Here is a 20902-nt window from a genome sequence, read left to right on the forward strand (position 1 = left end):
CATGAAATACGGTATTCTGATGTGACAAAACCTGAATCCTGGTCGTTAAAGTGTTTGTTTGCACTCATATTTTAACTGTTAGGACTCAGGTTTTTTTATTTAAAGCAAACTATGGGACAGCAGTGGCATCAAATGGCCCTTTTTAAACATGAATTTTTCACTTGGAACGTACTTAATATGCGTATTTCAGGTCGGTATAATCTGTTAATGATTTTTGAATATGAGCTTGGATAAATTCATTAATATCTTCAGGTGTCATTGCTGCACCTTGTTTGGTAATCACATGCTCAAACGGCGCTTGATCTTGCGCAATGATGCGATAAACAAAGTTAGTGATCACTTGATAGCCTGCTTCTTGCTTTTGAATGCAAGTGACATAGAAATAGGCATGCTCAAAGTTTAAGTCAGTATGCGAAAAAATAAATTGTTCAAATAATTTTGCATTTTGACCGACATCTAAGCCTTTTAAATCGTCCACGATACTCGGGTCGAATTTCATGCCATATTTTGCTGAAATGGGTTGACCATCGACCAGTAGGTTAACCATGCCATCCTCAGTTGGAGTCACTGTAATATTGCTAAAGTCAGACATGTATCAATCCAATGTTTTTAAAGAATGCCCCAAGTATCGGCAAATTTGCTAAAAACTCAAGTCGACTTTCGCGTGGACACTGCAAAATCAGTCGGTTGATGATGTCTCGTAGGCATTCGATACATAAAAAAAGGAAGCTCGCGCTTCCTTTTTTAAATCGGCTTTGCGGCCTATTCATCTTGAGCATCAATGCTGGCACCGGTTAAATGCAAGCTGTCATCACCCATCAAATATAAATACGCAGGCATGATGCTTTCAGGCGTAGGCAAAGTTTTTGGATCTTCGTCTGGATAAGCTTTTGCACGCATGGCAGTACGTGTCGCACCGGGGTTAATACAGTTAAAACGAATATTGGGATGCTCATTTTCTTTGGCGAACAATGTACTCACGGCTTCAATGGCAATTTTTGAGACCGAGTACGCGCCCCAACGTTCACGGGCTTCACGTCCCACACCCGAACTGGCAAAGACCACAGAGGCATGCTCAGATTTTTGCAGTAATGGCATTAGCTCTTGAGTCAGTACAAAAGGCGCACGAAGGTTCACCGCCATGACATCATCCCATACATCCACAGGATAATGTTCTAGTTCAGTCCGCTCACCCAAAATCCCGGCATTATGCAAAATGCCGTCAAGGCGACCAAATTGCTTTTCTAAGGTATCGACCAACAGCTCATAATCACGAGGAGAGGCACTAGACAGTTGTAGCGGTAAAATCGCCGGTTGGGGGGCACCCAAGCCTTCAATTTCATCGTAAATCACTTCTAGTTTATTCAGTGTGCGTCCATGTAAGACCACGGTTGCGCCATGTAAGGCATAACTGAGGGCAGCCGCACGGCCAATACCATCGCCCGCACCTGTAATCAGGATAATGCGATCTTTGAGCAGATCGGGGCGAGGTTGATATTCTGAATATTTCATCCGTACCTCCTCGTTTTATTGTGTTGTGTTCTATCGTTATAAAGTCGCTGTGTTGAGCGTTTTCGGTTTGATGACCAAATCATGAATGGCTTCATGCAGGTCAGCAACAGTCTTCACTATACAATCTGCATGCCAAGCTGTTAAGTCATCTTTGTGTTGTAAAGGTAAATAGCCATAAGCCGCTAGAATCGTATACATCTGCGCATTACGACCTGCATCGATATCACGTGGATGATCACCGACATAGATACAGTCTTGAGCATCAAGATGGATGTGCTTGGCGGCTAAATACATCGGCTCTGGGTCTGGTTTGGTTTTACTGACATCATCTGGGCAAACCAATACCGAGCAGCGCTCAGTCAAATTCAACGCTTTGAGCAACGCTTCACTGAGTGAACGCGGCTTATTGGTGACGATACCCCACGGAATTTGATGTTGTTCTAACTCTGCGAGTAGTGGATACATGCCTTCAAACAGATCGGTATCAACTGCAATATCAGCACCATACAGATCTAGAAAGCGTTGACGATGTGCCAGAAAGATAGGATCTTCAACGTCTAACTCTGGATAGACCAGTTTGACCATGGCACGCGCGCCTTCAGATACCTGTACACGAATGTCGTCAGCACTGACCACCGCAATGCCTTTGTCACGGCACATGTCTTGAATAATACGAATAAAATCAGCCGCGGTATCAATCAGTGTACCGTCAAGATCAAAGAGTACAGCTTTCATTAGGCTTCTTTCACCGTATGAACCATGTAGTTCACATCCACATTCGGTGCGAGCCAATAGCGTTTGGTAATCGGGTTATAATGTAAACCTGTCATATCTTTGAGTTTTAACTCGGCTTGACGAATATCATGAGCTAATTCTGAAGGTTTAATAAACTTCGAATAATCATGAGTGCCTTTCGCCAACATGCGTAAAACATATTCCGCACCAATAATCGCAAACAAATAGGCTTTAGGATTACGGTTAATGGTCGAGAAGAACACATGACCACCCGGTTTTACCAGCTTTTGACAGGCTAAAATGATCGAAGCTGGATCGGGTACGTGTTCGAGCATTTCCATACAGGTGACGACGTCATATTGACCTGCTTGCTCTTCTGCCAATTGCTCTACAGGTACTTGGCGATATTCAATATTTTGTACATTTTCTTGTTCGGCATGTAAGCGTGCAACATTCAACGGCGCTTCGCCCATGTCGATACCCAATACTTGCGCACCGCGACGTGCCATGCTTTCAGCTAAAATACCGCCGCCACAGCCCACATCTAATACTTTCTTGCCAGTGATACCATTTGAATGCTCATCAATCCAGTTCAAACGCAGGGGATTAATCATGTGCAAAGGGCGGAACTCAGAATGCTGATCCCACCATATGGCTGCGAAAGCTTCAAATTTGGCAATTTCTTGTGGATCAACATTCAATTGCGACATCGGTTGCACCTCAATCAAGTCTTTATATTTTAGAAAAAAGTTTATGGGAGTTAGTGTAGCGCGTCCTGAAAAAAAAGCGATAAAAGCCTTAAAAAAGTTCACAGAATGAAAACGAAATCGACAGATTTGATTTATAGTGTTGCCATAAACTAATCATAATGATTTTGAGGACGATAAGTTCAATGAAAAAATTCCTTTTAGGCACGATTACAACAGCTATTTTGGCTTTTTCTGGCAGTGCGATGGCAGCGCAATTTGTCGCGGGGACTGATTACACAGTTATTCCAAAACCGATTAAAGTCGAACGTCCGGGTAAAATCGAAGTCCGTGAGTTCTTTTGGTATGGCTGCCCACATTGTTTTACATTAGAACCGCATATGCAAACGTGGTTAAAGCAATTGCCTAAAGATGTACGTTTTGTCCGTACACCTGCAGCAATGAATCCACTTTGGGAACAAGGCGCGCGTGCTTACTATGCATCGGAAGCACTGGGTGTTCGTCAAAAAGCACATTTACAATTGTTCCATGACATTCATGTGGGTCAGAAAAATATCTTAGAACAAGGCGCATTTGCGAAGTTCTACACCCGTTATGGTGTTCCTGAAGCGAAATTTAACAGCACATTTAAATCATTTGCTGTGTCTTCAAAAATTGCTCAAGCGAAAAACTTAGCAGCTCAATATCAATTGAGCGGCGTGCCTGCGATTACCGTCAATGGTAAATACATCGTACAAGGTGAAGATGCCCGTACCGTTGAAATCGTGAAATTCCTTGTTGATAAAGAACGTAAAGCGAAATAACAGTGTTTTGAAAAAGCCGCACTCGATGCGGCTTTTTTTATGCAGGCATATTTTGCGTTTTAGGTCGATAAATTTTGTGGATCAGCGATTTGAGCCAAAGATCGATCCCAATGTAAGATGCCGCGAAATAAGAGCTGAACTTGAGTCTGAGCTTGGCGGCGAAATTGTTGTAGCGCATCCGTACGTTGTGGAAGCTCAACATGTCGATGTAAGTCAATCCACTGCATTGCCCAACTTAAGGCCAATTCAAACAAAATTTGTCCCAATACTTTGAGGTCTTGTTCGGATTGAATGTGTTGAGTCGCTTCAACTTGAGCCAGTGCATGGGCCAAATCAGTACTGAGAAAATTAAATTCACGTGTAATGGCTTGTCTTAAGGAAGCTGAACCACCCCAACGCTCTGCAATGAGAAACATCCATGCCTCAGGAAATTGCTCAACGGCATGAAATAAATAATCCAGACTCTGTCGTGTACGTGCATCGGGTGCTTGAAAGCATTGCTGACTCAGTTGATTGAGTACATTGCGAAGGTGCAGGGCCATTTGGTCGACTAGTTCCAAACCGAGCTCATCCATGTCCTGAAAATGGCGATAAAACGCAGCAGGAACCAAGCCGACATGACGGGAAATTTCGCGTAAGCTCAGACTGCTAAAAGAACGGCCTGTGGTACTCAATGCAAGCGCTGCATCAAGGATAGCTTTACGACTTTGTTGCTTACGTTCTTCCCGTATCGACATGCAATTCGTCCTGAATTTTGCGTGGCTTCAGTCTAACAAATTTCCTGATGTCGTACGATGGGCCTATCAAAACTTGGATGAATGGATTTTGTAAATGCACACGAATGCGTCCCGAATCTGGCTGTACCTTCTGTTATAATGTGCCGCAATCAATTTTGTCAGATTAAGGACTCATTATGCGTATCGACCAACGAGCATTAGATCAATTACGTGAAGTAAAAATTACCCGTAACTACACACGTTATGCGGAAGGTTCTGTATTGGTTGAATTTGGTCATACAAAAGTTCTTTGTACTGCAAGTGTCGACAACTCAGTGCCGCGTTTCCTTAAAGGGAAAGGTCAGGGTTGGGTGACTGCTGAATATGGCATGTTACCTCGTTCAACACATACACGTACTGACCGTGAAGCGGCACGTGGTAAACAAAGTGGTCGTACACAAGAAATCCAACGTTTGATCGGTCGTAGCTTACGTGCGATGGTCGATTTGAAAAAATTGGGTGAAAATACCATCAGCATCGACTGTGATGTGATTCAGGCAGATGGCGGTACACGTACAGCATCAATCACAGGTGCAGCAGTTGCCTTGGTCGATGCAATGAATGTCTTGCTTGAAAATAAAAAAATTAAACAAGATCCATTAAAAGGTTTAGTTGCTGCGATTTCTGTAGGGATGTATCAAGACGAAGCATTACTTGATCTTTGCTATGAAGAAGATTCAAGCTGCCAAACAGACATGAACGTAGTGATGACACAAGCTGGTGAGTTCATTGAACTTCAAGGTACAGCAGAAGACAAACCATTTACACGTACACAGTGTAATGAAATGCTTGAACTGGCTGAAAAAGGCATTCAAGAATTGATCAAAAAACAACAAGAAGCTTTAGGCTGGTAAGTTGTTTGATTCAGTTCAAACTGAATAAAGAACGCATCTTCGGATGCGTTTTTTTATGCGCTGAATATAGAAAATCCAACAAGAATCACCTATTAAGCAGCGTGTCTTTGACTCAAATTAATAGAATCAGGATGCTTTGAAGGACTAAAAATGAAAAATTGGATGATGCATTTTTCTTTATTCAGCGTATTTTTGATCAGTGGTTGTGATTTTTGGGAAATCAGGTTCAAGAGCGTGAAGGTGGTCGTTTTTCTGAACAAAGTGAAAACTCAAAAGATCATGACGATGATCAAGATGAGCGCGAGCAGCATGAAGACGATGCGGAGCATGAAAAGGATTCTGAACATGAAACTGAACGAGCTAAACAACAGCAAGATGATGATTAAGTCATGCTAGAGGTTAAGCATCAAAAAGGGTGCAATAGCACCCTTTATTTATGTTTAGAGCAAGTCTAGAGCGTTAGGCATTAAAGCGCATAGATAAATCAATCGCTGTGACATCTTTGGTGAGCACACCCATCGAAATATAATCGACCCCTGTCGTTGCCACTTCACGTAAGTTTGCAATAGTGATATTGCCTGAGGCTTCAAGTTTGCAGCGACCATTCACATGTTTAACGGCATCAATCATTTGTTGCTGACTAAAGTTATCCAACATCACAATATCCGCACCTGCTTCTAACGCTTGGTTGAGTTCATCCCAAGTTTCGACTTCAACTTCCACAGGTTTGCCCGGTGCAATCTGGTGTGCTTTGGCAATCGCTTGTTGGATGCCACCTGCTGCCATGATGTGATTTTCTTTAATTAAAAACGCATCAAATAAACCTAAGCGATGGTTTTGACCACCTCCGACAGCAACCGCATATTTTTGTGCAATACGTAGGCCTGGCAAGGTTTTACGGGTATCGAGTAGACGAGTATGCAAACCTTCAAGCTGCTGGACATAGGCAGCGGTTTTGGTCGCTACTGCAGATAAGGTTTGTACAAAATTTAAGGCTGGACGCTCAACCGTCAGTAAGCTACGCGCAGAACCTGCGAGTTTTAAAAAGGCTTCGCCTGCGGCCACACGGTCACCGTCATTTTTCAACCAAGTGACTTGGACAGCGGCATCATAAGCCTGAATGAGTGCATTGACCCAAGGCTGACCCGCCAAGATCATCTCTTCACGGCTGATAATCGTTGCAGTTGCTTGTTCATCTTCTGGAGTTAACAGGGCTGTAATATCGCCTTCGCCAATATCTTCTTGTAGTGCGTGTTGAATATTGATTTGGATTGATTGTTCAAGCAAAGATTGCGATATGCTCATAAGAAGTTCCGTATCTTTTTTAACCCAGGAAAATGTGCGCGTTATATTAGCATTGTTCCTGAAAAATGAGCGATTTTTAACTACTTTCACAGACTTGAATTGAGATTTCAATGTGAAAGTTTTAGCATTAAAACTTTCAAGTAGGGCTCGGCGTTTTGATCTGCAGCATTGCAGGCCGGCTTAGACACAGGATTCTTTTATGTCACAAGCAACAACATTTCAGGTGCAGGATGGGCAATTGCTAGGTGCGCGTCAAATTCCATCACCGAATTTTAACCAGCGTCCTGAAGATACCGAAATTCAGCTTGTCGTCATTCATAATATTAGTTTGCCACCTTCTCAGTTTGGCGGTGGTTATATCGAACAATTTTTCCAAAATCAGTTGGATTGGTCGAAACATCCTTATTTTCAAACCATTGAAGGGATGCAGGTATCGACACATTTATTGATCCTGCGTACAGGCGAAGTCCTACAGTTTGTCAATTTTAATGATCGGGCTTGGCATGCTGGTCGTTCAACCTATTTAGCGCAAAAAGAATGTAATGATTATTCGATAGGTATTGAGCTCGAAGGAAGTGATGATTTACCTTTTGAAGCTGCACAATATGCCGTGCTGACCGAGGTCGTGGCATGTTTACAACAGGCTTATCCTAAAATTCAACAACATATTGCAGGGCATTCAGATATTGCACCGGGACGTAAAACTGATCCAGGTCCATTTTTTGAGTGGAACGTTTTTCGTCAGCAGCTGCATCATTTTAAAAACAAATAAACAATACACACTGCGTTTAATAAACCAATGAAATTCCTTGACGAGTTTCATTACAATAGGCGCACTTTCAAAAGTGAGAAATACCGATGGCGCTTTGGCGTTCGACAGTTATTGTCAGTGCAATGACTATGTTGTCCCGTGTATTGGGACTGGTACGGGATATTGTCCTGTTAAATGTATTTGGTGCAGGTAAAGACTTCGATACCTTCGTGGTTGCCTTTCGTATTCCTAACTTTTTTAGGCGTTTATTTGCAGAAGGGGCATTTTCACAAGCCTTTATTCCTGTATTGACTGAATATAAAACCAGTCGAACCCATGCCGAAGTCCAGATTCTGATTAGCCGTGTTTTTGGCTGTTTAGGTCTGGTGATGACCAGCTTGACGTTCATCGCGATGGTGGCCGCACCCGCGATTATCTATATCTATGCACCGGGTTTCCATGGTGATGCAGACAAGTTTGCGTTAGCCACCGATATGTTTCGCCTAACGATTCCTTACTTACTGTTTATGTCCTTAACGGCATTTGCCAGCAGTATTTTGAATAGTTATGGCTCATTCAGTACACCTGCGTTCGCTCCAGTGTTACTCAATGTCGCGATGATTGCCGGTGCGCTATGGTTAACCCCTTATATGGCTGAGCCAATTATGGCTTTGGGTTGGTCTGTTGTCGCGGCAGGCTTCTTGCAATTGGCGATTCAGATTCCAGAGCTGTGGCGTAAAAAATTACTGATTCCACCGAAAGTTGACTTCAAACACGAAGGTGTTGATCGCATCATGAAGTTGATGCTGCCAGCACTGTTTGGTGTCTCAGTGACGCAGATCAACCTACTGTTGAACACCATTTGGGCGTCTTTCATGCAAGATGGTTCGGTGTCATGGTTATACAGTGCCGAACGGATGACCGAATTGCCATTGGGCTTAATTGGTGTCGCGATAGGTACCGTAATTTTACCTTCGTTGTCTGCGCGTCATGCTGAACAAGATCAAGAAAAATTCCGTCGTATGATTGATTGGGCAGCTAAGGTCATTATCTTGGTGGGTGTGCCTGCAAGTATTGCGCTTTTCATGCTCTCTACACCTATTATTCAGGCCTTATTTGAACGTGGTCAATTTAGCTTTGAAGATACACAGATGACCGCATTGGCATTGCAATGTATGAGTGCCGGTGTGATTTCATTCATGCTCATTAAAGTGTTTGCACCAGGGTTTTATGCGCAACAAGATACCAAAACTCCTGTACGTGTAGGTTTAATGGCGGTCGCAGCCAATGCCATTCTTAACGTGGTGTTTATTGGATTCTTTAAACTGATTGATTGGCATGCTGAGCATATGGCCTTGGCATTGGCATCCTCTGGTTCCGCATTAGTGAATGCAGGGATGCTGTATTTTTATTTACATAAGCGCAATATTTTTCGCTTTGGCGCACATTGGAAAAAGTTGGTGATTCAGTTTGCGATAGCCAATGCTGTGATGATTGCTGCACTGTGGTATGGCTTAACATGGTACAACGGTGATGTATCTGCGTGGATGCGTGTCGCGGAAGTGATCATCTTATGTGTGATTGGTGTTGCTGCTTATGGTATCGCCTTAATTGCAACAGGCTTTAGACCACGTCACTTAAAACCTTAAAGCTAAAACCTACAGCGTAATGCGTTTGACGTTGATGTAAAAAAATAAGAGCCTATAGGCTCTTATTTTTTTGATTGAGACTCAAGATGATAAAAACATACGTTTCTGATTCATGAGTCTGAGGGGAGTAATTTGTAGTTTAAAACGACATTGAATCAGTCACTCAGTCGCCTAAACTTTTCCTCGAGAGAGGAAACCAACAATTGCGAGAATGACTGCAATAACCAAAAGAATAACAGCAAAGTCTTTGGATAAGCCTGCCACACCACCAAAACCTAGCAGACTCGCAATCAAAGCAATTACAGCGAAAATAATAGCCCAGCGGAACATAGTTTTATCTCCATGTGATTTTTTATTCTGTCTCATCAGTATAGGAGTCACAGAAAGCATGCTATGTATTCTTTTGTTTATTTAATGTTCAATATTCGGTAACTTAAATGAGGAATTTATGTGCGGGTTCAGTTAATATGCCTGCCACCTTCGTTGCGAGCGAGAAGATGACCGATACTCTACGCCCACATTTTTGGAAAAAGCATGCTTTGACTGAACTCACCCATTTGGAGTGGGAGTCCCTCTGTGATGGTTGCGGGCTTTGTTGTTTAATCAAGCTTGAAGATGAAGATACGCAAGAGGTGGCTTACACCAAAGTGGCATGCAAACTTTTAGATTGTGAAACCGCCAGTTGTTCCGATTATCCAAATCGCAAATCACATGTTCCAGACTGTATACAGCTGACACCTGAACAAATTCACCAATTTCATTGGCTACCGCCGAGCTGTGCTTATCGTAGAATTTCTGAAGGGAAAGATTTACCGCGTTGGCATCATCTAGTGACGGGAAGTCGTGACAGTATTTTGAAGGCACGAAAGTCTGCCGCAGGGCGTTGCATCAGTGAAGAAGACGTCAACCCTGATGATATTGAAGATTATATTGTGCGTTGGGTACGCTAAAGGACACAGATACGCTCAATTTTGGGTCTAGAGTTGATCTTGTATCATGGCCAGAAAGTCTTGTTCTGACAGAACCTGAAATCCATGCTGTTTAAGGAGTGCTGTGGTTACTCCATAGCCCTCAATTTTTGTACGCGTAAAGCTGCCGTCATAAATATAATGACTACCGCAAGACGGACTACGATCCTTCAATACCACCACATCAACCTTATGCAATTGGGCCAATTCCAACATGCGATGGGCACCCGCGATAAATTCAGCACTGACATCTGTGCCCAAGACATCTTTGACTTGGGCTGTGCCATTGAGCACATCACTGGCTTGACCATTTTGAATTTCTGCAGGAAAACGTGGACAGCTCAGGCCGCCCATCATTTCTGGGCAGGCCGTAATGACTTGGTGAGTCTGCATCAGTTGGCAAATTGCTTGTTGTGTATTTGATTTGGCATCATAACGAACGGGTTGGCCTGCCAGACAGGCACTGACTAAATACTTCAGTGTCATCGTGTCTTGCTCCACAAGTTTTAGTGACTCAAAAGTTCCATCGCATGGTCATAACTGAGCGGACGATAAAAGTAAAAACCTTGTCCAGTATGACAATTACATTCTTTTAAGGTATCGACCTGTTCCGGTTTCTCTATACCTTCGACTAATATATTCAGGGAAACACTCGCACCAATTTGTGTAATCGCTTTGACAATGGCAAGTGCTGAACAGTCGGTATGCATGCGTTCCACAAAATTACGGTCGATTTTAATACAGTCGACAGGGTAGTTACTTAGACGTGTTAATGATGAATGACCTGTACCAAAATCATCTAAAGAAATGTGGATGCCATGGTCTTTCAATAAATTGAGGGCGCGAATCACATAATTTGAGCCACGTTCTGACAGGCTTTGCTCGGTAATTTCGACCTCAATAATATCTGGTGATATACCAAACTGCTTTAAGCGATTCAGTAGTTTTTCCGCATAATCATCACGTAAAAATTCGACAGGTGCAGCATTTATTGAAATCGGTAGCGGTTGCAGTCCAAGTTCAATCCATTTTTGAATATCTTGAAAGATTTTAATTTGCATTGTTTCACTAATGCGTGAAGCCAATTCATAATCTTGAAATGCAGCAAAAATTTGAGAAGGTAATTGTAATTGTTGGTCTTTATCGTACCAACGCAGCAAAGCTTCAAAGCCGACCACTTGACTGTCAGAAAGGCGAACTTTGGGTTGATAAAACGGAATAATTTGATTGGACTTAATCAGGCTGCGGGCTAGCGTTAATTGGCGAGTGGTGTTTTCAAGAATTTTAAACATGGTGTGGTTGAACATTCGCACCCCACCACGACCACTGCCTTTTAAATCATTCAGTGCAATATCTGCGCATTTAAGTAAATTCGAGGAATTTTGTGCATCGCGTGGGTAGATCGCACAGCCAATACTCATACCTATATTGATGCTTTGTCCATTATAGAAAATCGGCATATCCATTTGCTGACAGGCGATGCTGGCAATATCTGTTAATTGTTGTTGCGATTTTAAGTTCGGAATAGAAATGGCAAATTCATCGCCACCTAAGCGTGAAACCACGATATTTGCATCAAAACAGTGCTGAAAACGCTGTCCAAGGGTATGCAGTAAATGGTCTCCAGCACTATGCCCTAAGGTGTCATTAATATGCTTAAAATAATCCAGATCGATCAATAACAAACCCAGTTGTTGCTGATGTTCTCGTGCCACTCTTAAGTGACTTTTAAAGACTCGACTAAACGCACGGCGGTTTAATAAACCTGTTAAATCATCCTGTTCAATGATCCGTTGGAGTTTATTTTCCGCCAGTCGCTGTACCGTAATATCACGGGAGACACAGAGAATTTCTTTGACTTGACCATATTCGTTGAATACTGGGCTGAGCATGTTATCCCAATAAGCCATGGGTTCATCGGCCACTTGGCTCATGCCGACAAAGCGAGAAGTTTTTCCTTGTTTGGCTTCTGCAAAAGCATTCAGACACGCGTCGCGGACTTCTTCAGGCAATAATTTGTGCCATGACATACCAAACTCAGTTTCAGTCGGCGACACACCGAGAGCTAAGCAACCAGCGCGGTTCATATGCAGAATATGACCGTCTAGGCTTAATAATTTAATACAGTCGACACTGGCATCTAACATTTGATTACGGCTGTCGAGTTTTTCGCGTAATTCTGCACATTGGGTATGTTGTAATTGTATATTCTTGGCTTGAGGCATTTGTTGAAATGAATATATAGATAGATCAATGCCTTGTTGAACTTGAGGTATTTGCTTTTGCTTTAATGATTGCTTCATACAATCTGTCCAATTGGGTCAGGCAAGCTAAAAATGGGATATCTAGCCGATCATACTTTAATTTGATCGATAAGGGATAAGATCTCTTGTTACATTATAGTTAACATTCGCCTAAGGATTTTTACATGCAAGATACTTAAATAACGACATCAAACCAGCCTCTTAAATTGAATATCGAATAAAGCAAAGATTCTGCCAAGGCAGTGTTAGAATAGAAAAAACGTCCCCAATTGCCGGAAACGAAATAATAAGATGTCAGACAGCCAAATTCCTCTTCCTGAACGCATGCGTCCTCATGATTTATCGCAAATTATTGGACAAGATCACCTATTAGGTGAAGATGCACCGTTACGTCAGATGATTGACCAAGGGCATTTACCATCGATTATTTTTTGGGGACCACCGGGTGTAGGTAAAACCACGATTGCGTTGTTGTTGGCGCAGGCCGTTGACCGACCATTTATTAGTTTATCTGCGCTTAATACTGGGGTGAAAGAATTACGTGAAATCATCGCCGATGGTGGAGATTTACTGACACCTGTGGTGTTTATTGATGAAATTCATCGTTTTAATAAGTCACAACAAGATGCCTTACTGAATGCTGTCGAAAAGGGCAAAATTACCCTGATCGGTGCAACCACAGAAAATCCCTCATTTGAAGTCAACAATGCCTTATTGTCGCGTTGTCAGGTCTATACCTTAAATGCTCTGGATAATGACGCAATTCAGCGCTTATTGGATCAAGCCATTCACCAAGATTCGTTTTTAAAAGAGCGTTATATTCAAATCGAAGAATATGAAGCTTTATTTCAATTTGCCGCAGGTGATGCTCGTAAAGCATTAAATCTTTTAGATTTAATCGCCAGTACGTTTGAGCCAGACTTAGAAAATATCATTAACAATGCGGTGGTAGTCAAAGTTGCGCAGCAAAATATTGCACGCTATGACAAATCGGGCGAACAGCATTACGATTTAGTTTCGGCTTTTATTAAGTCGATTCGAGGTAGTGATCCAGATGCCGCTTTGTATTGGATGGCTCGAATGCTCAAAGGTGGTGAAGATCCTGTCTTTATTGCTCGTCGTATGTTGATTGCGGCATCAGAAGATATTGGCAACTCAAATCCAAATGCTTTGCTGTTGGCAGGAGAATGCTTCCGATCTGTGCAGGCAATTGGTATGCCTGAGTGTCGAATCATTTTGGGGCAATGTGCGGTGTACTTGGCAACCAGTGCAAAAAGTAACAGCACTTATTTGGCCATAAACAAAGCTTTAGATTTGGCAGAAAAAACCTCGAATCTACCCGTGCCATTGCATTTGAGAAATGCACCAACCAAATTGATGAAAGAGCAAGGCTATGGCGTGGACTATTTATATCCACATAATTATCCTGAACATTTTGTCATGCAAGACTATATGCCGCCTGAACTGAAAGGCACTAAGCTGTATGAGTCTGCACGCAATAAACGTGAAGTCGAAGGTGAGCGTTTACAGCAACGCCGTTGGATGCAACAACAACAGCAACAATGATTTGAATGATCATAATGGAAAGGCGCTGCGGCGCCTTTTTTTATGTCTATTTCACGCAAAAAAAAGCCCAACTCAAGGCGAGCTGGGCTGAAAAAAATAGGATGTCTTTGGGGGAGATACATCCTAGAGGGTAGATGGAAAATCTGGTCGGCATACACATTGGAAACTTATAGATCCTAGTGCTGCCTGGTATGTGGCTATCTTAGTGTGAACGTGGCTAAATGTGAAACAGAGGATTTTTATGGTTAACATTTGTTTTTTCGATCATAGATTAATCGAGTAATATTTCATTAAAAAACCGAGCTAAAGAGCTCGGTTTTTCAAATCGATGAACGACTTAGATATCAGAAAGGTCGATACCTAAACGCGCAGCAACTTCTTCATAAGCTTCAACCACACCGCCTAAACCTTGACGGAAACGGTCTTTGTCGAGTTTTTTCTTAGTGTCTTTGTCCCATAGACGGCAGCCGTCTGGAGAGAATTCGTCACCCAGTACGATACGGTCGTGGAACACACCAAATTCAAGTTTAAAGTCAACAAGCAGCATGTTGCCTGCATCGAATAGACCTTTAAGTACTTCGTTTACTTTATAAGTCAATTCTTTCATTTGAGCGAGTTGTTCAGCAGTCGCCCAACCTAAAGCAATCGCTTGTGATTCATTCACCATTGGGTCGCCTAACGCATCGTCTTTGAAGAACAATTCGAAAGTTGGCGGAGTAAGTTCTTTACCTTCTTCAACGCCTAAACGACGGCAAAGTGAACCTGCTGCATAGTTACGAATTACGCACTCTACAGGAACCATGGTTAATTTTTTCACTAAAACTTCAGTTGGAGAAAGAAGTTTTTCGAAATGAGTTTCGATACCAGCCGCAGCCAATTTTTCCATGATAAAGGCGTTAAAACGGTTGTTCACCTTACCTTTGCGATCCAGTTGTTCAATTTTTTCACCGTTGAATGCAGAAGCATCGTCACGGAAAACTAGGATGAGGTGGTCAGAACTATCTGTTTCATAAACAGATTTCGCTTTACCAGTATAGAGCAAGGTTTGTTTTAACATGAGGGAACCTTTTTCGAGAAAAAATGCCTAGTACGACTAGGCTGGCCAATTTTGGTAAATCTGAGCTAACAGATCTGCAGCTTTTTCTTTGTCTGCAAAACTGTTATCGGCATTGAACACAGCGATGTTATTGCTTGAACCTACAGAAGAAAGTCTTAAAACATAGGTCTGCTGATCGACCTTGACGGTTACTTCGTAACGGTTTTTGCTCTGACCAACAATGGTATGGTTAAGGCTGCTGAGGGTAGCAAGTGTGTATTGCCAAATTGTAGCAGAATTTCCTTCAACTTTGATCAGTGGATTTTGATTTCCATCCACCAATAGTTGAGGGCGGCTAATATTTGTACTGTCTGTTGAGGAATCTGCAACGACATTATTTTTTTCCGCGGCTGGACGCGGAAGGGCATAGCGATTGCCGCGCTTATTTTCAAGCTTTGGTGCATGCTCAATTGCTAGTGGGTCAACAGATGGAGCAGGATACAAAGGCGTTGCAGGACGAACCATCGACCCTTCAGGGTATTTCAGCGGTTCAACATCTGTGGTTTGTTTATAGTCCAGTGTGCCATTATTAAAGGCAAGTGAACTACAACCGGCTAATGTAAATACTGAAAGTGCCAGGCTAAGTCCTAAACGTAATTGCATGATGTTTGCTCTTCTTTATTTGATAACGCCCGCAGTGATGAGTGCTTCACGAAGCGGAGTACGATATTGTTCTGCAAGGGGTGTTAATGGTAAGCGAATGCCTGTTTCAATTAGGTTCATCTCATGAAGTGCCCATTTCACAGGAATTGGGTTCGATTCGCAAAATAAAATTTGATGTAAATTTGCAACAGTATTGTTTTGTTTCTCGGCTTGGACTGCGTCACCCGCCAAAGCGCTTGCACACACTTCGCTCATTTCTTTTGGTGCCACGTTCGCAGTAACCGAAATGTTGCCTTTAGCACCTAAACCCATTAACTGATAAGCCGTTGCATCATCACCTGAGTACACCACCATATCTTTGCCTTTAAGGCCTTCAATGAGTTCTTGACCACGTGGCACATCGCCAGTGGCGTCTTTAATGCCCACGATTTGTGGAATATCAGCAAGACGGATCACGGTGTCATTGTGCATATCTACACCGGTACGGCCAGGTACGTTGTATAGAATTTGAGGTAAATCAACAGCTTCAGCAATCGCTTTGTAGTGCTGATACAGGCCTTCTTGGGTCGGTTTGTTATAGTATGGCGTAACTAATAATGCCGCATCTGCACCTAATTCTTTGGCTTCTTTGGTGAGTTCAATCGCTTCGTGGGTTGAGTTTGCACCTGTACCGGCAATAATTGGAATGCGTTTGTTCGCCACACGGATGATTTCTTTGATCACCTGAGTGTGTTCGGCCATGCTTAGGGTAGAAGCTTCACCTGTAGTCCCTACAGCAACAATACTGTTGGTGCCTTGCTTTATATGCCACTCAACCAGCTTCTCGAGGCTCTTCCAATCTACGCTGCCATCTTCAAACATTGGGGTGACGATTGCGACAATTGAACCTTGAATGGTCTGAGCTTGCTGAGTCATTTTGAAAAGCTATCCTATTTGTCCATCCGACAAGATGAAATATTGATTTCTGGATGGTTTCGAATTTTGATTTGTAGCATGTTCATTGGGCTATACCCAAATTGAATAATGCTTACGCAAATTATGACTGATCAAACGCATAAGAACAATATGCTTTGGTCAAAGCCATAAAATTCTTTATACAAATCAAACTTAAAACAATCAAGTGTAAAATAGCGGTTTTTTTGCAGCCTGAAAATTGTTCAGCAGGGGCTGAATCTTGAAAATGTTTTATTCAATCGAGAGGGTTGGCATGGTTGATGGGATTGATTAAATCATCAGCAAAAGGTTGATCTATGTGTATTCCGTGCTTTTTAATCAGAATTTAAGATTAAATAACAATGACTAAAGATTTAAAAACTATATCAATTCGCTCGGGTTTTATTACAAATGATTGTTAAAAACTTGGGTAATAATCTTTTTTATATCTAATAGAAATAGACATGTTTTTATGAGTGTTTAAAAAGATCGCTTGATTTGACTGTTCATTGCACGATTCATATTTTTTTATTTTAAATTTTTAATTGTTTTTACGACTTTGTGACTTAAAGCACAAAAACTATTACACCATGCACGTAATCCAATTTTGGACGAAAGGCTTCAACTTATTGGTAGTTATATCCTTTATAAGGCTCAGCGATGATGCGACTTAATTTGAACGCTGATGACAACAAGGATTCTCCAATGGAAAAGTCAGATAATAAGCATGCTATTGTCACGGTAGCAATCTGCTTCCTTATTGCCGTAATCGAAGGTCTGGATATTCAGGCTGCAGGTATTGCAGCAGCAGGGATTCGTGAATATTTCGGGCTGGATAGCTCGCAGCTAGGGGTGTTTTTTAGTGCCGGTATTTTAGGATTATTACCTGGTGCTTTGGTGGGTGGTCGGATTGCAGACCGAATGGGCCGTAAAAAAGTATTAATTTGGTCTACGGGGATGTTCGCCATCTTTACCTTATGTACGGTATGGGTAAATAGCTTCCATAGCTTACTCGCTGTACGTTTTCTTGCAGGTGCAGGTTTAGGTGCAGCAATGCCAATTTTAATTACCTTGGCATCTGAAGCGGTAACGCCACAAAATCGTGGTCGTGCAGTCGGTTTGATGTACTGTGGTATGCCTGTGGGTGCGGCAATCTTATCATTGGTCGCAATGACGGACTTCGGTGCAAACTGGAAAAATATTTTCTATTTAGGTGGTTTATTACCGATTGTTGTGATTCCATTGATGATTTGGTTCCTGCCCGAATCGCGTGAATTCTTGAAAGCCAAAGATCAAGCGGTTCAAGCGACCGCCAATGGCGAAGTGCAACAAGGTGCTTTCAAAAACCTCTTTAACACAGAAAACCGTTTACGTACTTTCTCAATTTGGGTGAGCTACTTCTTCACCTTGATGGTGGTGTACATCATGTTGAGCTGGTTACCGTCGTTGTTCACCGAACTCGGTTTCACTCGTAAAGATGGTGCAACTGCGCAGTTCTACTTCATGGTGAGTGCAACCATTGGTACGATCATTTTAGGTATGTTGACTGATCGTTGGAAGAAAGCTTATGTGATCATTTTGATGTACGGCGGTATTTTGGCAGGTCTATTTGCGCTGAATGGTGCAGGTTCATTGACTCAAATGTACATGGCGTCAGCTTTAGTCGGTGCATTCGTGATTGGTTGCCAAGGTGTATTGTATGCCTTCGGTGGTATCGTGTATCCGACACAGTTACGTGGTACGGGTGTTGGCGTAGCTTCAGCCGTTGGTCGTGTCGGTGCAATGTTAGGCCCTGCAATTGCGGGTCAGTTATTGGCAGCAGGTTTTGGTGCGGCAGGGGTGATTACCGCGGCAATTCCATGTATCGCAATCTCTGCAATATTTATGTTGTTATTGGTACGTCGTATTCCATCATAAGAAACATGTTATATCAAAAAAAGCCCGCATCATGCGGGCTTTTTTTATGGCGACAATAGAAGTCGCACTAATGCTCTAAACCAATATAAATAAATGTATTTTATGTAAAAATACAGCAGAAAGAAAAAACAAAAAATCAACGTAGAGGGGCTATGTCAGCAAGAAAACTGGTCGCAATTTTTAAAGTTGATCAACGTGAATTCAGTTTGTATCTACATCAATACGAATTTATCTTGGAACTCAAACCTGTATTTCAAAGAAATCGCCAACAGCCGAGAAAAAATGCGTGGTTGGCCTTTGCCGATGAACCTACCCTAGAAGATGTTGCTGAAAATATTAATGCATTTGAGGTCATGCAACAGACACGCAGCCATTTATTAAAATATATCTTTCAACATCAACCGCGATATTTTTATTTTCATGCTTCGACTCAGCGAAAAGCCCGTATTTACCCACGCTTTGCACAACGTTTGGTTGAGCATTTGCCCAAGTATCGGTATTGTCAGGAAGGACAGTCATTTTATTTTTACGCACAGGACTGAATACTAAGGCTTTTAAAATATGAGCGAATCAGTAGAGTCGCCGACAATGCATGACAACGGATGGAGAGATATGCAAAAAAATACAGCGCTGATTGTGGTTGATGTACAAAATGGTTTTACCCCAGGCGGTCAGTTGGCTGTTGCCAATGCCGATCAAATTATTCCAGGGATTAATCAACTGGGGCAATACTTTACGAATATTGTGCTGACTCAAGATTGGCATCCAGCCGACCATATCTCTTTTGCTGAAAATCATCCTGAGCATGTACCTTATGACAGCATAGAGCTGAATTATGGAACGCAAGTATTGTGGCCGACGCATTGTGTACAAGGCACACAGGATGCCGAATTGCATCCTGATTTAAATTTACCAACGGCGCAGCTAATTATCCGTAAAGGTTTTCATCAGCATATCGACAGCTACTCTGCTTTTATGGAAGCAGATCAGAAAACTTCAACAGGTTTGGCGGGCTATTTGCGCGAACGTGGTATTGATACAGTCTTTGTGGTGGGCATTGCCACGGATTTCTGTGTTGCATGGACGGCAATGGATGCACGTAAGCTTGGTTTTGAAACTTTTGTGATTGCTGATTTGACCAAAGGGATCGATTTACAGGGTTCTTTACAGCATGCATGGCAAGACATGTTGGCGAATGGGGTGAAGCGTATTTACCTGAAAGATATTGTGCAGCAGCATGCACAGGCATTATCTTTGGCATGACCCAGTGGGCTCAGTTGAGAAAAGGCACAAGGGTGTGCCTTTTTTTGTCCCTGTTTTTAAATGGAAGATGCCTATGTCGGCTTTCTTAAAATTCACTCAATTTGTGCAGAAAACATTTGCGATTTGGGTGGTGCTGTTTGCAGCGCTCGCCATGTTTTTTCCCGATGTATTTGTTTGGTTAAAAGCATATATCCCATGGATGCTAGGCATCATTATGTTGGGTATGGGCATGACCATGACACTGCAAGATTTTAAAAGTGTATTGCAAAGCCCTAAAGCTGTGATGATCGGGGTTTTGGCACAGTTTATTGTGATGCCGGGATTGGCTTTTTTCTTGTGTAAATTATTACAACTGCCGACAGAAATCGCGATCGGGGTCATTCTTGTTGGTTGCTGCCCGGGTGGAACGGCCTCTAATGTCATCACCTATATGGCAAAAGGCAATACCGCATTATCTGTTGCCTGTACCTCTGTTTCGACATTACTCGCACCGGTTTTAACCCCTGCGATTTTCTATTTGTTAGCAAGCCAATGGATTGAAATTAATGCTGCATCGATGTTGGTTTCAATTTTACAAGTGGTTTTATTTCCGATCATTGTGGGGTTAATGATTCGAACTGTCTTTAAGCATCGAGTGGATGCTTATATACAGGTCATGCCATTGGTTTCTGTTGTGGCAATTGTGGCGATTGTGGCGGCAATCATTGCGGGTAGCCGAACACAGATTTTGCAATCAGGTTTACTGATTCTTGGGGTAGTTGCCTTACATAATGGCTTGGGCTATCTATTGGGTTTTTGGGCCAGCCGAATATTTAAATTGCCCTATGCAGACTGTAAAGCAGTGTCGATTGAAGTTGGGATGCAAAACTCAGGTTTGGGTGTGGCATTGGCGGCGACCCATTTTGCCGCTTCACCTCTGACCGCTGTGCCGAGTGCGATTTTTAGTTTGTGGCACAATATTTCGGGTCCCGCACTGGCAACCTATTGGGCAGCACGGACGAGTGAGCCCAAAGCATTGGAACAAGACAAGCCTGTGCAATAAACAAAAAAACAATTCAGTAAAATAGAGGGCAATGTCCCTCTTTTTTGATGTCGAAAATAAATTTTACGATTTGATGAACAGGGCTTTAGGGAATTGCATGCTTTTTTAATTGATTAATGCTATTTGTAACATAAGTGTCATATCCGCTGCCTAACATG

At 42.4% G+C, this 20902-nt stretch carries 23 protein-coding genes; 11 read left to right on the plus strand and 12 right to left on the minus strand.

Features of this window, described 5'->3' with window-relative positions; genetic code table 11:
* Positions 1-172: 172 nt before the first annotated feature.
* The 4 genes from FTT72_RS11970 to ubiG form a co-directional block, all read right to left on the minus strand.
* The gene (locus FTT72_RS11970; RefSeq protein WP_180121132.1) at positions 173-592 is read right to left on the minus strand and encodes a hypothetical protein; all 420 of its coding nucleotides are present in this window, start codon (positions 590-592) and stop codon (positions 173-175) included.
* Between the two features lie 170 nt (positions 593-762).
* Positions 763-1512 carry a YciK family oxidoreductase gene (locus tag FTT72_RS11975; protein WP_078190639.1) on the minus strand — a complete coding sequence of 250 codons (750 nt, stop codon included), beginning with the start codon at positions 1510-1512 and terminating at the stop codon, positions 763-765.
* Positions 1513-1548: 36 nt separating this feature from the next.
* Complete coding sequence (locus tag FTT72_RS11980) at positions 1549-2247, minus strand: HAD family hydrolase (RefSeq protein ID WP_180049679.1); 699 nt, start codon at positions 2245-2247, stop codon at positions 1549-1551.
* Positions 2247-2957 carry a bifunctional 2-polyprenyl-6-hydroxyphenol methylase/3-demethylubiquinol 3-O-methyltransferase UbiG gene (gene ubiG / locus FTT72_RS11985; protein WP_078190637.1) on the minus strand — a complete coding sequence of 237 codons (711 nt, stop codon included), beginning with the start codon at positions 2955-2957 and terminating at the stop codon, positions 2247-2249. Before ubiG ends, FTT72_RS11980 begins: the two co-directional genes overlap by 1 nt.
* A gap of 182 nt (positions 2958-3139) precedes the next feature.
* On the opposite strand from ubiG, the gene FTT72_RS11990 reads away from it, so the two are divergent.
* Complete coding sequence (locus FTT72_RS11990; RefSeq protein ID WP_078193271.1) at positions 3140-3757, plus strand: thiol:disulfide interchange protein DsbA/DsbL; 618 nt, start codon at positions 3140-3142, stop codon at positions 3755-3757.
* Between the two features lie 59 nt (positions 3758-3816).
* On the opposite strand, the gene FTT72_RS11995 is transcribed toward FTT72_RS11990, so the two are convergent.
* Positions 3817-4494: a TetR family transcriptional regulator gene (locus tag FTT72_RS11995; protein WP_078190635.1), complete on the minus strand. Its 678-nt coding sequence runs from the start codon at positions 4492-4494 to the stop codon at positions 3817-3819.
* 176 nt (positions 4495-4670) lie between these two features.
* Here FTT72_RS11995 and rph point away from each other — a divergent pair, with 176 nt between their 5' ends.
* Together rph and FTT72_RS12005 are read left to right on the plus strand one after the other, a co-directional pair.
* On the plus strand, positions 4671-5387 hold the full coding sequence (gene rph / locus FTT72_RS12000) for a ribonuclease PH (RefSeq protein ID WP_078190634.1): 717 nt from the start codon (positions 4671-4673) through the stop codon (positions 5385-5387).
* 212 nt (positions 5388-5599) lie between these two features.
* The gene (locus FTT72_RS12005; protein ID WP_180049681.1) at positions 5600-5773 is read left to right on the plus strand and encodes a hypothetical protein; all 174 of its coding nucleotides are present in this window, start codon (positions 5600-5602) and stop codon (positions 5771-5773) included.
* 73 nt (positions 5774-5846) lie between these two features.
* Here FTT72_RS12005 and nadC read toward each other — a convergent pair whose 3' ends face one another.
* Positions 5847-6692 carry a carboxylating nicotinate-nucleotide diphosphorylase gene (gene nadC / locus FTT72_RS12010; RefSeq protein ID WP_111885101.1) on the minus strand — a complete coding sequence of 282 codons (846 nt, stop codon included), beginning with the start codon at positions 6690-6692 and terminating at the stop codon, positions 5847-5849.
* Between the two features lie 199 nt (positions 6693-6891).
* Here nadC and ampD point away from each other — a divergent pair, with 199 nt between their 5' ends.
* Both ampD and murJ read left to right on the plus strand, forming a co-directional pair.
* Complete coding sequence (ampD, locus tag FTT72_RS12015; protein ID WP_180024661.1) at positions 6892-7464, plus strand: 1,6-anhydro-N-acetylmuramyl-L-alanine amidase AmpD; 573 nt, start codon at positions 6892-6894, stop codon at positions 7462-7464.
* An 86-nt stretch (positions 7465-7550) separates the two neighbouring features.
* Entirely contained in the window at positions 7551-9092 is a 1542-nt protein-coding gene (murJ, locus tag FTT72_RS12020) for a murein biosynthesis integral membrane protein MurJ (RefSeq protein ID WP_078193266.1), read from the plus strand.
* Positions 9093-9263: 171 nt separating this feature from the next.
* On the opposite strand, the gene FTT72_RS12025 is transcribed toward murJ, so the two are convergent.
* Complete coding sequence (locus FTT72_RS12025) at positions 9264-9422, minus strand: DUF1328 domain-containing protein (protein WP_005006601.1); 159 nt, start codon at positions 9420-9422, stop codon at positions 9264-9266.
* Positions 9423-9589: 167 nt separating this feature from the next.
* Between FTT72_RS12025 and FTT72_RS12030 the strand changes: the two genes are divergently transcribed.
* Entirely contained in the window at positions 9590-10042 is a 453-nt protein-coding gene (locus tag FTT72_RS12030) for a YcgN family cysteine cluster protein (RefSeq protein WP_180178456.1), read from the plus strand.
* Positions 10043-10069: 27 nt separating this feature from the next.
* On the opposite strand, the gene FTT72_RS12035 is transcribed toward FTT72_RS12030, so the two are convergent.
* Both FTT72_RS12035 and FTT72_RS12040 read right to left on the minus strand, forming a co-directional pair.
* Positions 10070-10546: a DUF523 domain-containing protein gene (locus FTT72_RS12035; protein WP_180022315.1), complete on the minus strand. Its 477-nt coding sequence runs from the start codon at positions 10544-10546 to the stop codon at positions 10070-10072.
* Positions 10547-10566: 20 nt separating this feature from the next.
* Positions 10567-12363 carry an EAL domain-containing protein gene (locus tag FTT72_RS12040; RefSeq protein ID WP_180004336.1) on the minus strand — a complete coding sequence of 599 codons (1797 nt, stop codon included), beginning with the start codon at positions 12361-12363 and terminating at the stop codon, positions 10567-10569.
* Positions 12364-12615: 252 nt separating this feature from the next.
* On the opposite strand from FTT72_RS12040, the gene FTT72_RS12045 reads away from it, so the two are divergent.
* The gene (locus tag FTT72_RS12045) at positions 12616-13890 is read left to right on the plus strand and encodes a replication-associated recombination protein A (protein ID WP_180036032.1); all 1275 of its coding nucleotides are present in this window, start codon (positions 12616-12618) and stop codon (positions 13888-13890) included.
* Between the two features lie 337 nt (positions 13891-14227).
* Here FTT72_RS12045 and purC read toward each other — a convergent pair whose 3' ends face one another.
* Genes purC through dapA form a run of 3 tightly spaced genes read right to left on the minus strand, consistent with a single transcriptional unit; the run spans position 14228 to position 16504 of the window.
* Positions 14228-14947, minus strand: coding sequence for a phosphoribosylaminoimidazolesuccinocarboxamide synthase (gene purC, locus FTT72_RS12050; RefSeq protein WP_078190626.1), 720 nt, complete (start codon positions 14945-14947; stop codon positions 14228-14230).
* A 36-nt stretch (positions 14948-14983) separates the two neighbouring features.
* Positions 14984-15589: a lipoprotein-34 precursor (NlpB) gene (locus FTT72_RS12055; protein ID WP_078193263.1), complete on the minus strand. Its 606-nt coding sequence runs from the start codon at positions 15587-15589 to the stop codon at positions 14984-14986.
* 15 nt (positions 15590-15604) lie between these two features.
* Positions 15605-16504: a 4-hydroxy-tetrahydrodipicolinate synthase gene (gene dapA, locus FTT72_RS12060; protein ID WP_180178443.1), complete on the minus strand. Its 900-nt coding sequence runs from the start codon at positions 16502-16504 to the stop codon at positions 15605-15607.
* 723 nt (positions 16505-17227) lie between these two features.
* Here dapA and mhpT point away from each other — a divergent pair.
* The 4 genes from mhpT (at position 17228) to FTT72_RS12080 (ending at position 20744) form a co-directional block, all read left to right on the plus strand.
* On the plus strand, positions 17228-18439 hold the full coding sequence (gene mhpT / locus FTT72_RS12065; protein WP_180004342.1) for a 3-(3-hydroxy-phenyl)propionate transporter MhpT: 1212 nt from the start codon (positions 17228-17230) through the stop codon (positions 18437-18439).
* 152 nt (positions 18440-18591) lie between these two features.
* Positions 18592-18981, plus strand: a complete 390-nt coding sequence (locus tag FTT72_RS12070) for a hypothetical protein (protein WP_180004343.1) — start codon at positions 18592-18594, stop codon at positions 18979-18981.
* Positions 18982-19051: 70 nt separating this feature from the next.
* Positions 19052-19702 carry a bifunctional nicotinamidase/pyrazinamidase gene (gene pncA, locus FTT72_RS12075; protein WP_078193259.1) on the plus strand — a complete coding sequence of 217 codons (651 nt, stop codon included), beginning with the start codon at positions 19052-19054 and terminating at the stop codon, positions 19700-19702.
* Positions 19703-19775: 73 nt separating this feature from the next.
* Positions 19776-20744: a bile acid:sodium symporter family protein gene (locus tag FTT72_RS12080; protein ID WP_180041563.1), complete on the plus strand. Its 969-nt coding sequence runs from the start codon at positions 19776-19778 to the stop codon at positions 20742-20744.
* Positions 20745-20902: the final 158 nt, after the last annotated feature.

Source organism: Acinetobacter sp. YH01005, assembly GCF_013420465.1.
GTDB classification, from domain to species: Bacteria; Pseudomonadota; Gammaproteobacteria; order Pseudomonadales; family Moraxellaceae; genus Acinetobacter; species Acinetobacter amyesii.

What these genes read in the sequence shown, in the direction of transcription:
- FTT72_RS11975 (WP_078190639.1), bottom strand. Translation starts at nt 1,512, where the DNA reads ATGAAATATTCAGAATATCAACCTCGCCCCGATCTGCTCAAAGATCGC.
- dapA (WP_180178443.1), bottom strand. Translation starts at nt 16,504, where the DNA reads ATGACTCAGCAAGCTCAGACCATTCAAGGTTCAATTGTCGCAATCGTC.
- FTT72_RS12045 (WP_180036032.1), top strand. Translation starts at nt 12,616, where the DNA reads ATGTCAGACAGCCAAATTCCTCTTCCTGAACGCATGCGTCCTCATGAT.
- FTT72_RS11990 (WP_078193271.1), top strand. Translation starts at nt 3,140, where the DNA reads ATGAAAAAATTCCTTTTAGGCACGATTACAACAGCTATTTTGGCTTTT.
- FTT72_RS12035 (WP_180022315.1), bottom strand. Translation starts at nt 10,546, where the DNA reads ATGACACTGAAGTATTTAGTCAGTGCCTGTCTGGCAGGCCAACCCGTT.
- FTT72_RS12055 (WP_078193263.1), bottom strand. Translation starts at nt 15,589, where the DNA reads ATGCAATTACGTTTAGGACTTAGCCTGGCACTTTCAGTATTTACATTA.
- FTT72_RS11995 (WP_078190635.1), bottom strand. Translation starts at nt 4,494, where the DNA reads ATGTCGATACGGGAAGAACGTAAGCAACAAAGTCGTAAAGCTATCCTT.
- FTT72_RS12025 (WP_005006601.1), bottom strand. Translation starts at nt 9,422, where the DNA reads ATGTTCCGCTGGGCTATTATTTTCGCTGTAATTGCTTTGATTGCGAGT.
- rph (WP_078190634.1), top strand. Translation starts at nt 4,671, where the DNA reads ATGCGTATCGACCAACGAGCATTAGATCAATTACGTGAAGTAAAAATT.
- FTT72_RS11970 (WP_180121132.1), bottom strand. Translation starts at nt 592, where the DNA reads ATGTCTGACTTTAGCAATATTACAGTGACTCCAACTGAGGATGGCATG.
- ubiG (WP_078190637.1), bottom strand. Translation starts at nt 2,957, where the DNA reads ATGTCGCAATTGAATGTTGATCCACAAGAAATTGCCAAATTTGAAGCT.
- murJ (WP_078193266.1), top strand. Translation starts at nt 7,551, where the DNA reads ATGGCGCTTTGGCGTTCGACAGTTATTGTCAGTGCAATGACTATGTTG.
- FTT72_RS12030 (WP_180178456.1), top strand. Translation starts at nt 9,590, where the DNA reads ATGACCGATACTCTACGCCCACATTTTTGGAAAAAGCATGCTTTGACT.
- purC (WP_078190626.1), bottom strand. Translation starts at nt 14,947, where the DNA reads ATGTTAAAACAAACCTTGCTCTATACTGGTAAAGCGAAATCTGTTTAT.
- mhpT (WP_180004342.1), top strand. Translation starts at nt 17,228, where the DNA reads ATGGAAAAGTCAGATAATAAGCATGCTATTGTCACGGTAGCAATCTGC.
- nadC (WP_111885101.1), bottom strand. Translation starts at nt 6,692, where the DNA reads ATGAGCATATCGCAATCTTTGCTTGAACAATCAATCCAAATCAATATT.
- FTT72_RS11980 (WP_180049679.1), bottom strand. Translation starts at nt 2,247, where the DNA reads ATGAAAGCTGTACTCTTTGATCTTGACGGTACACTGATTGATACCGCG.
- pncA (WP_078193259.1), top strand. Translation starts at nt 19,052, where the DNA reads ATGCAAAAAAATACAGCGCTGATTGTGGTTGATGTACAAAATGGTTTT.
- FTT72_RS12080 (WP_180041563.1), top strand. Translation starts at nt 19,776, where the DNA reads ATGTCGGCTTTCTTAAAATTCACTCAATTTGTGCAGAAAACATTTGCG.
- FTT72_RS12040 (WP_180004336.1), bottom strand. Translation starts at nt 12,363, where the DNA reads ATGAAGCAATCATTAAAGCAAAAGCAAATACCTCAAGTTCAACAAGGC.
- ampD (WP_180024661.1), top strand. Translation starts at nt 6,892, where the DNA reads ATGTCACAAGCAACAACATTTCAGGTGCAGGATGGGCAATTGCTAGGT.
- FTT72_RS12070 (WP_180004343.1), top strand. Translation starts at nt 18,592, where the DNA reads ATGTCAGCAAGAAAACTGGTCGCAATTTTTAAAGTTGATCAACGTGAA.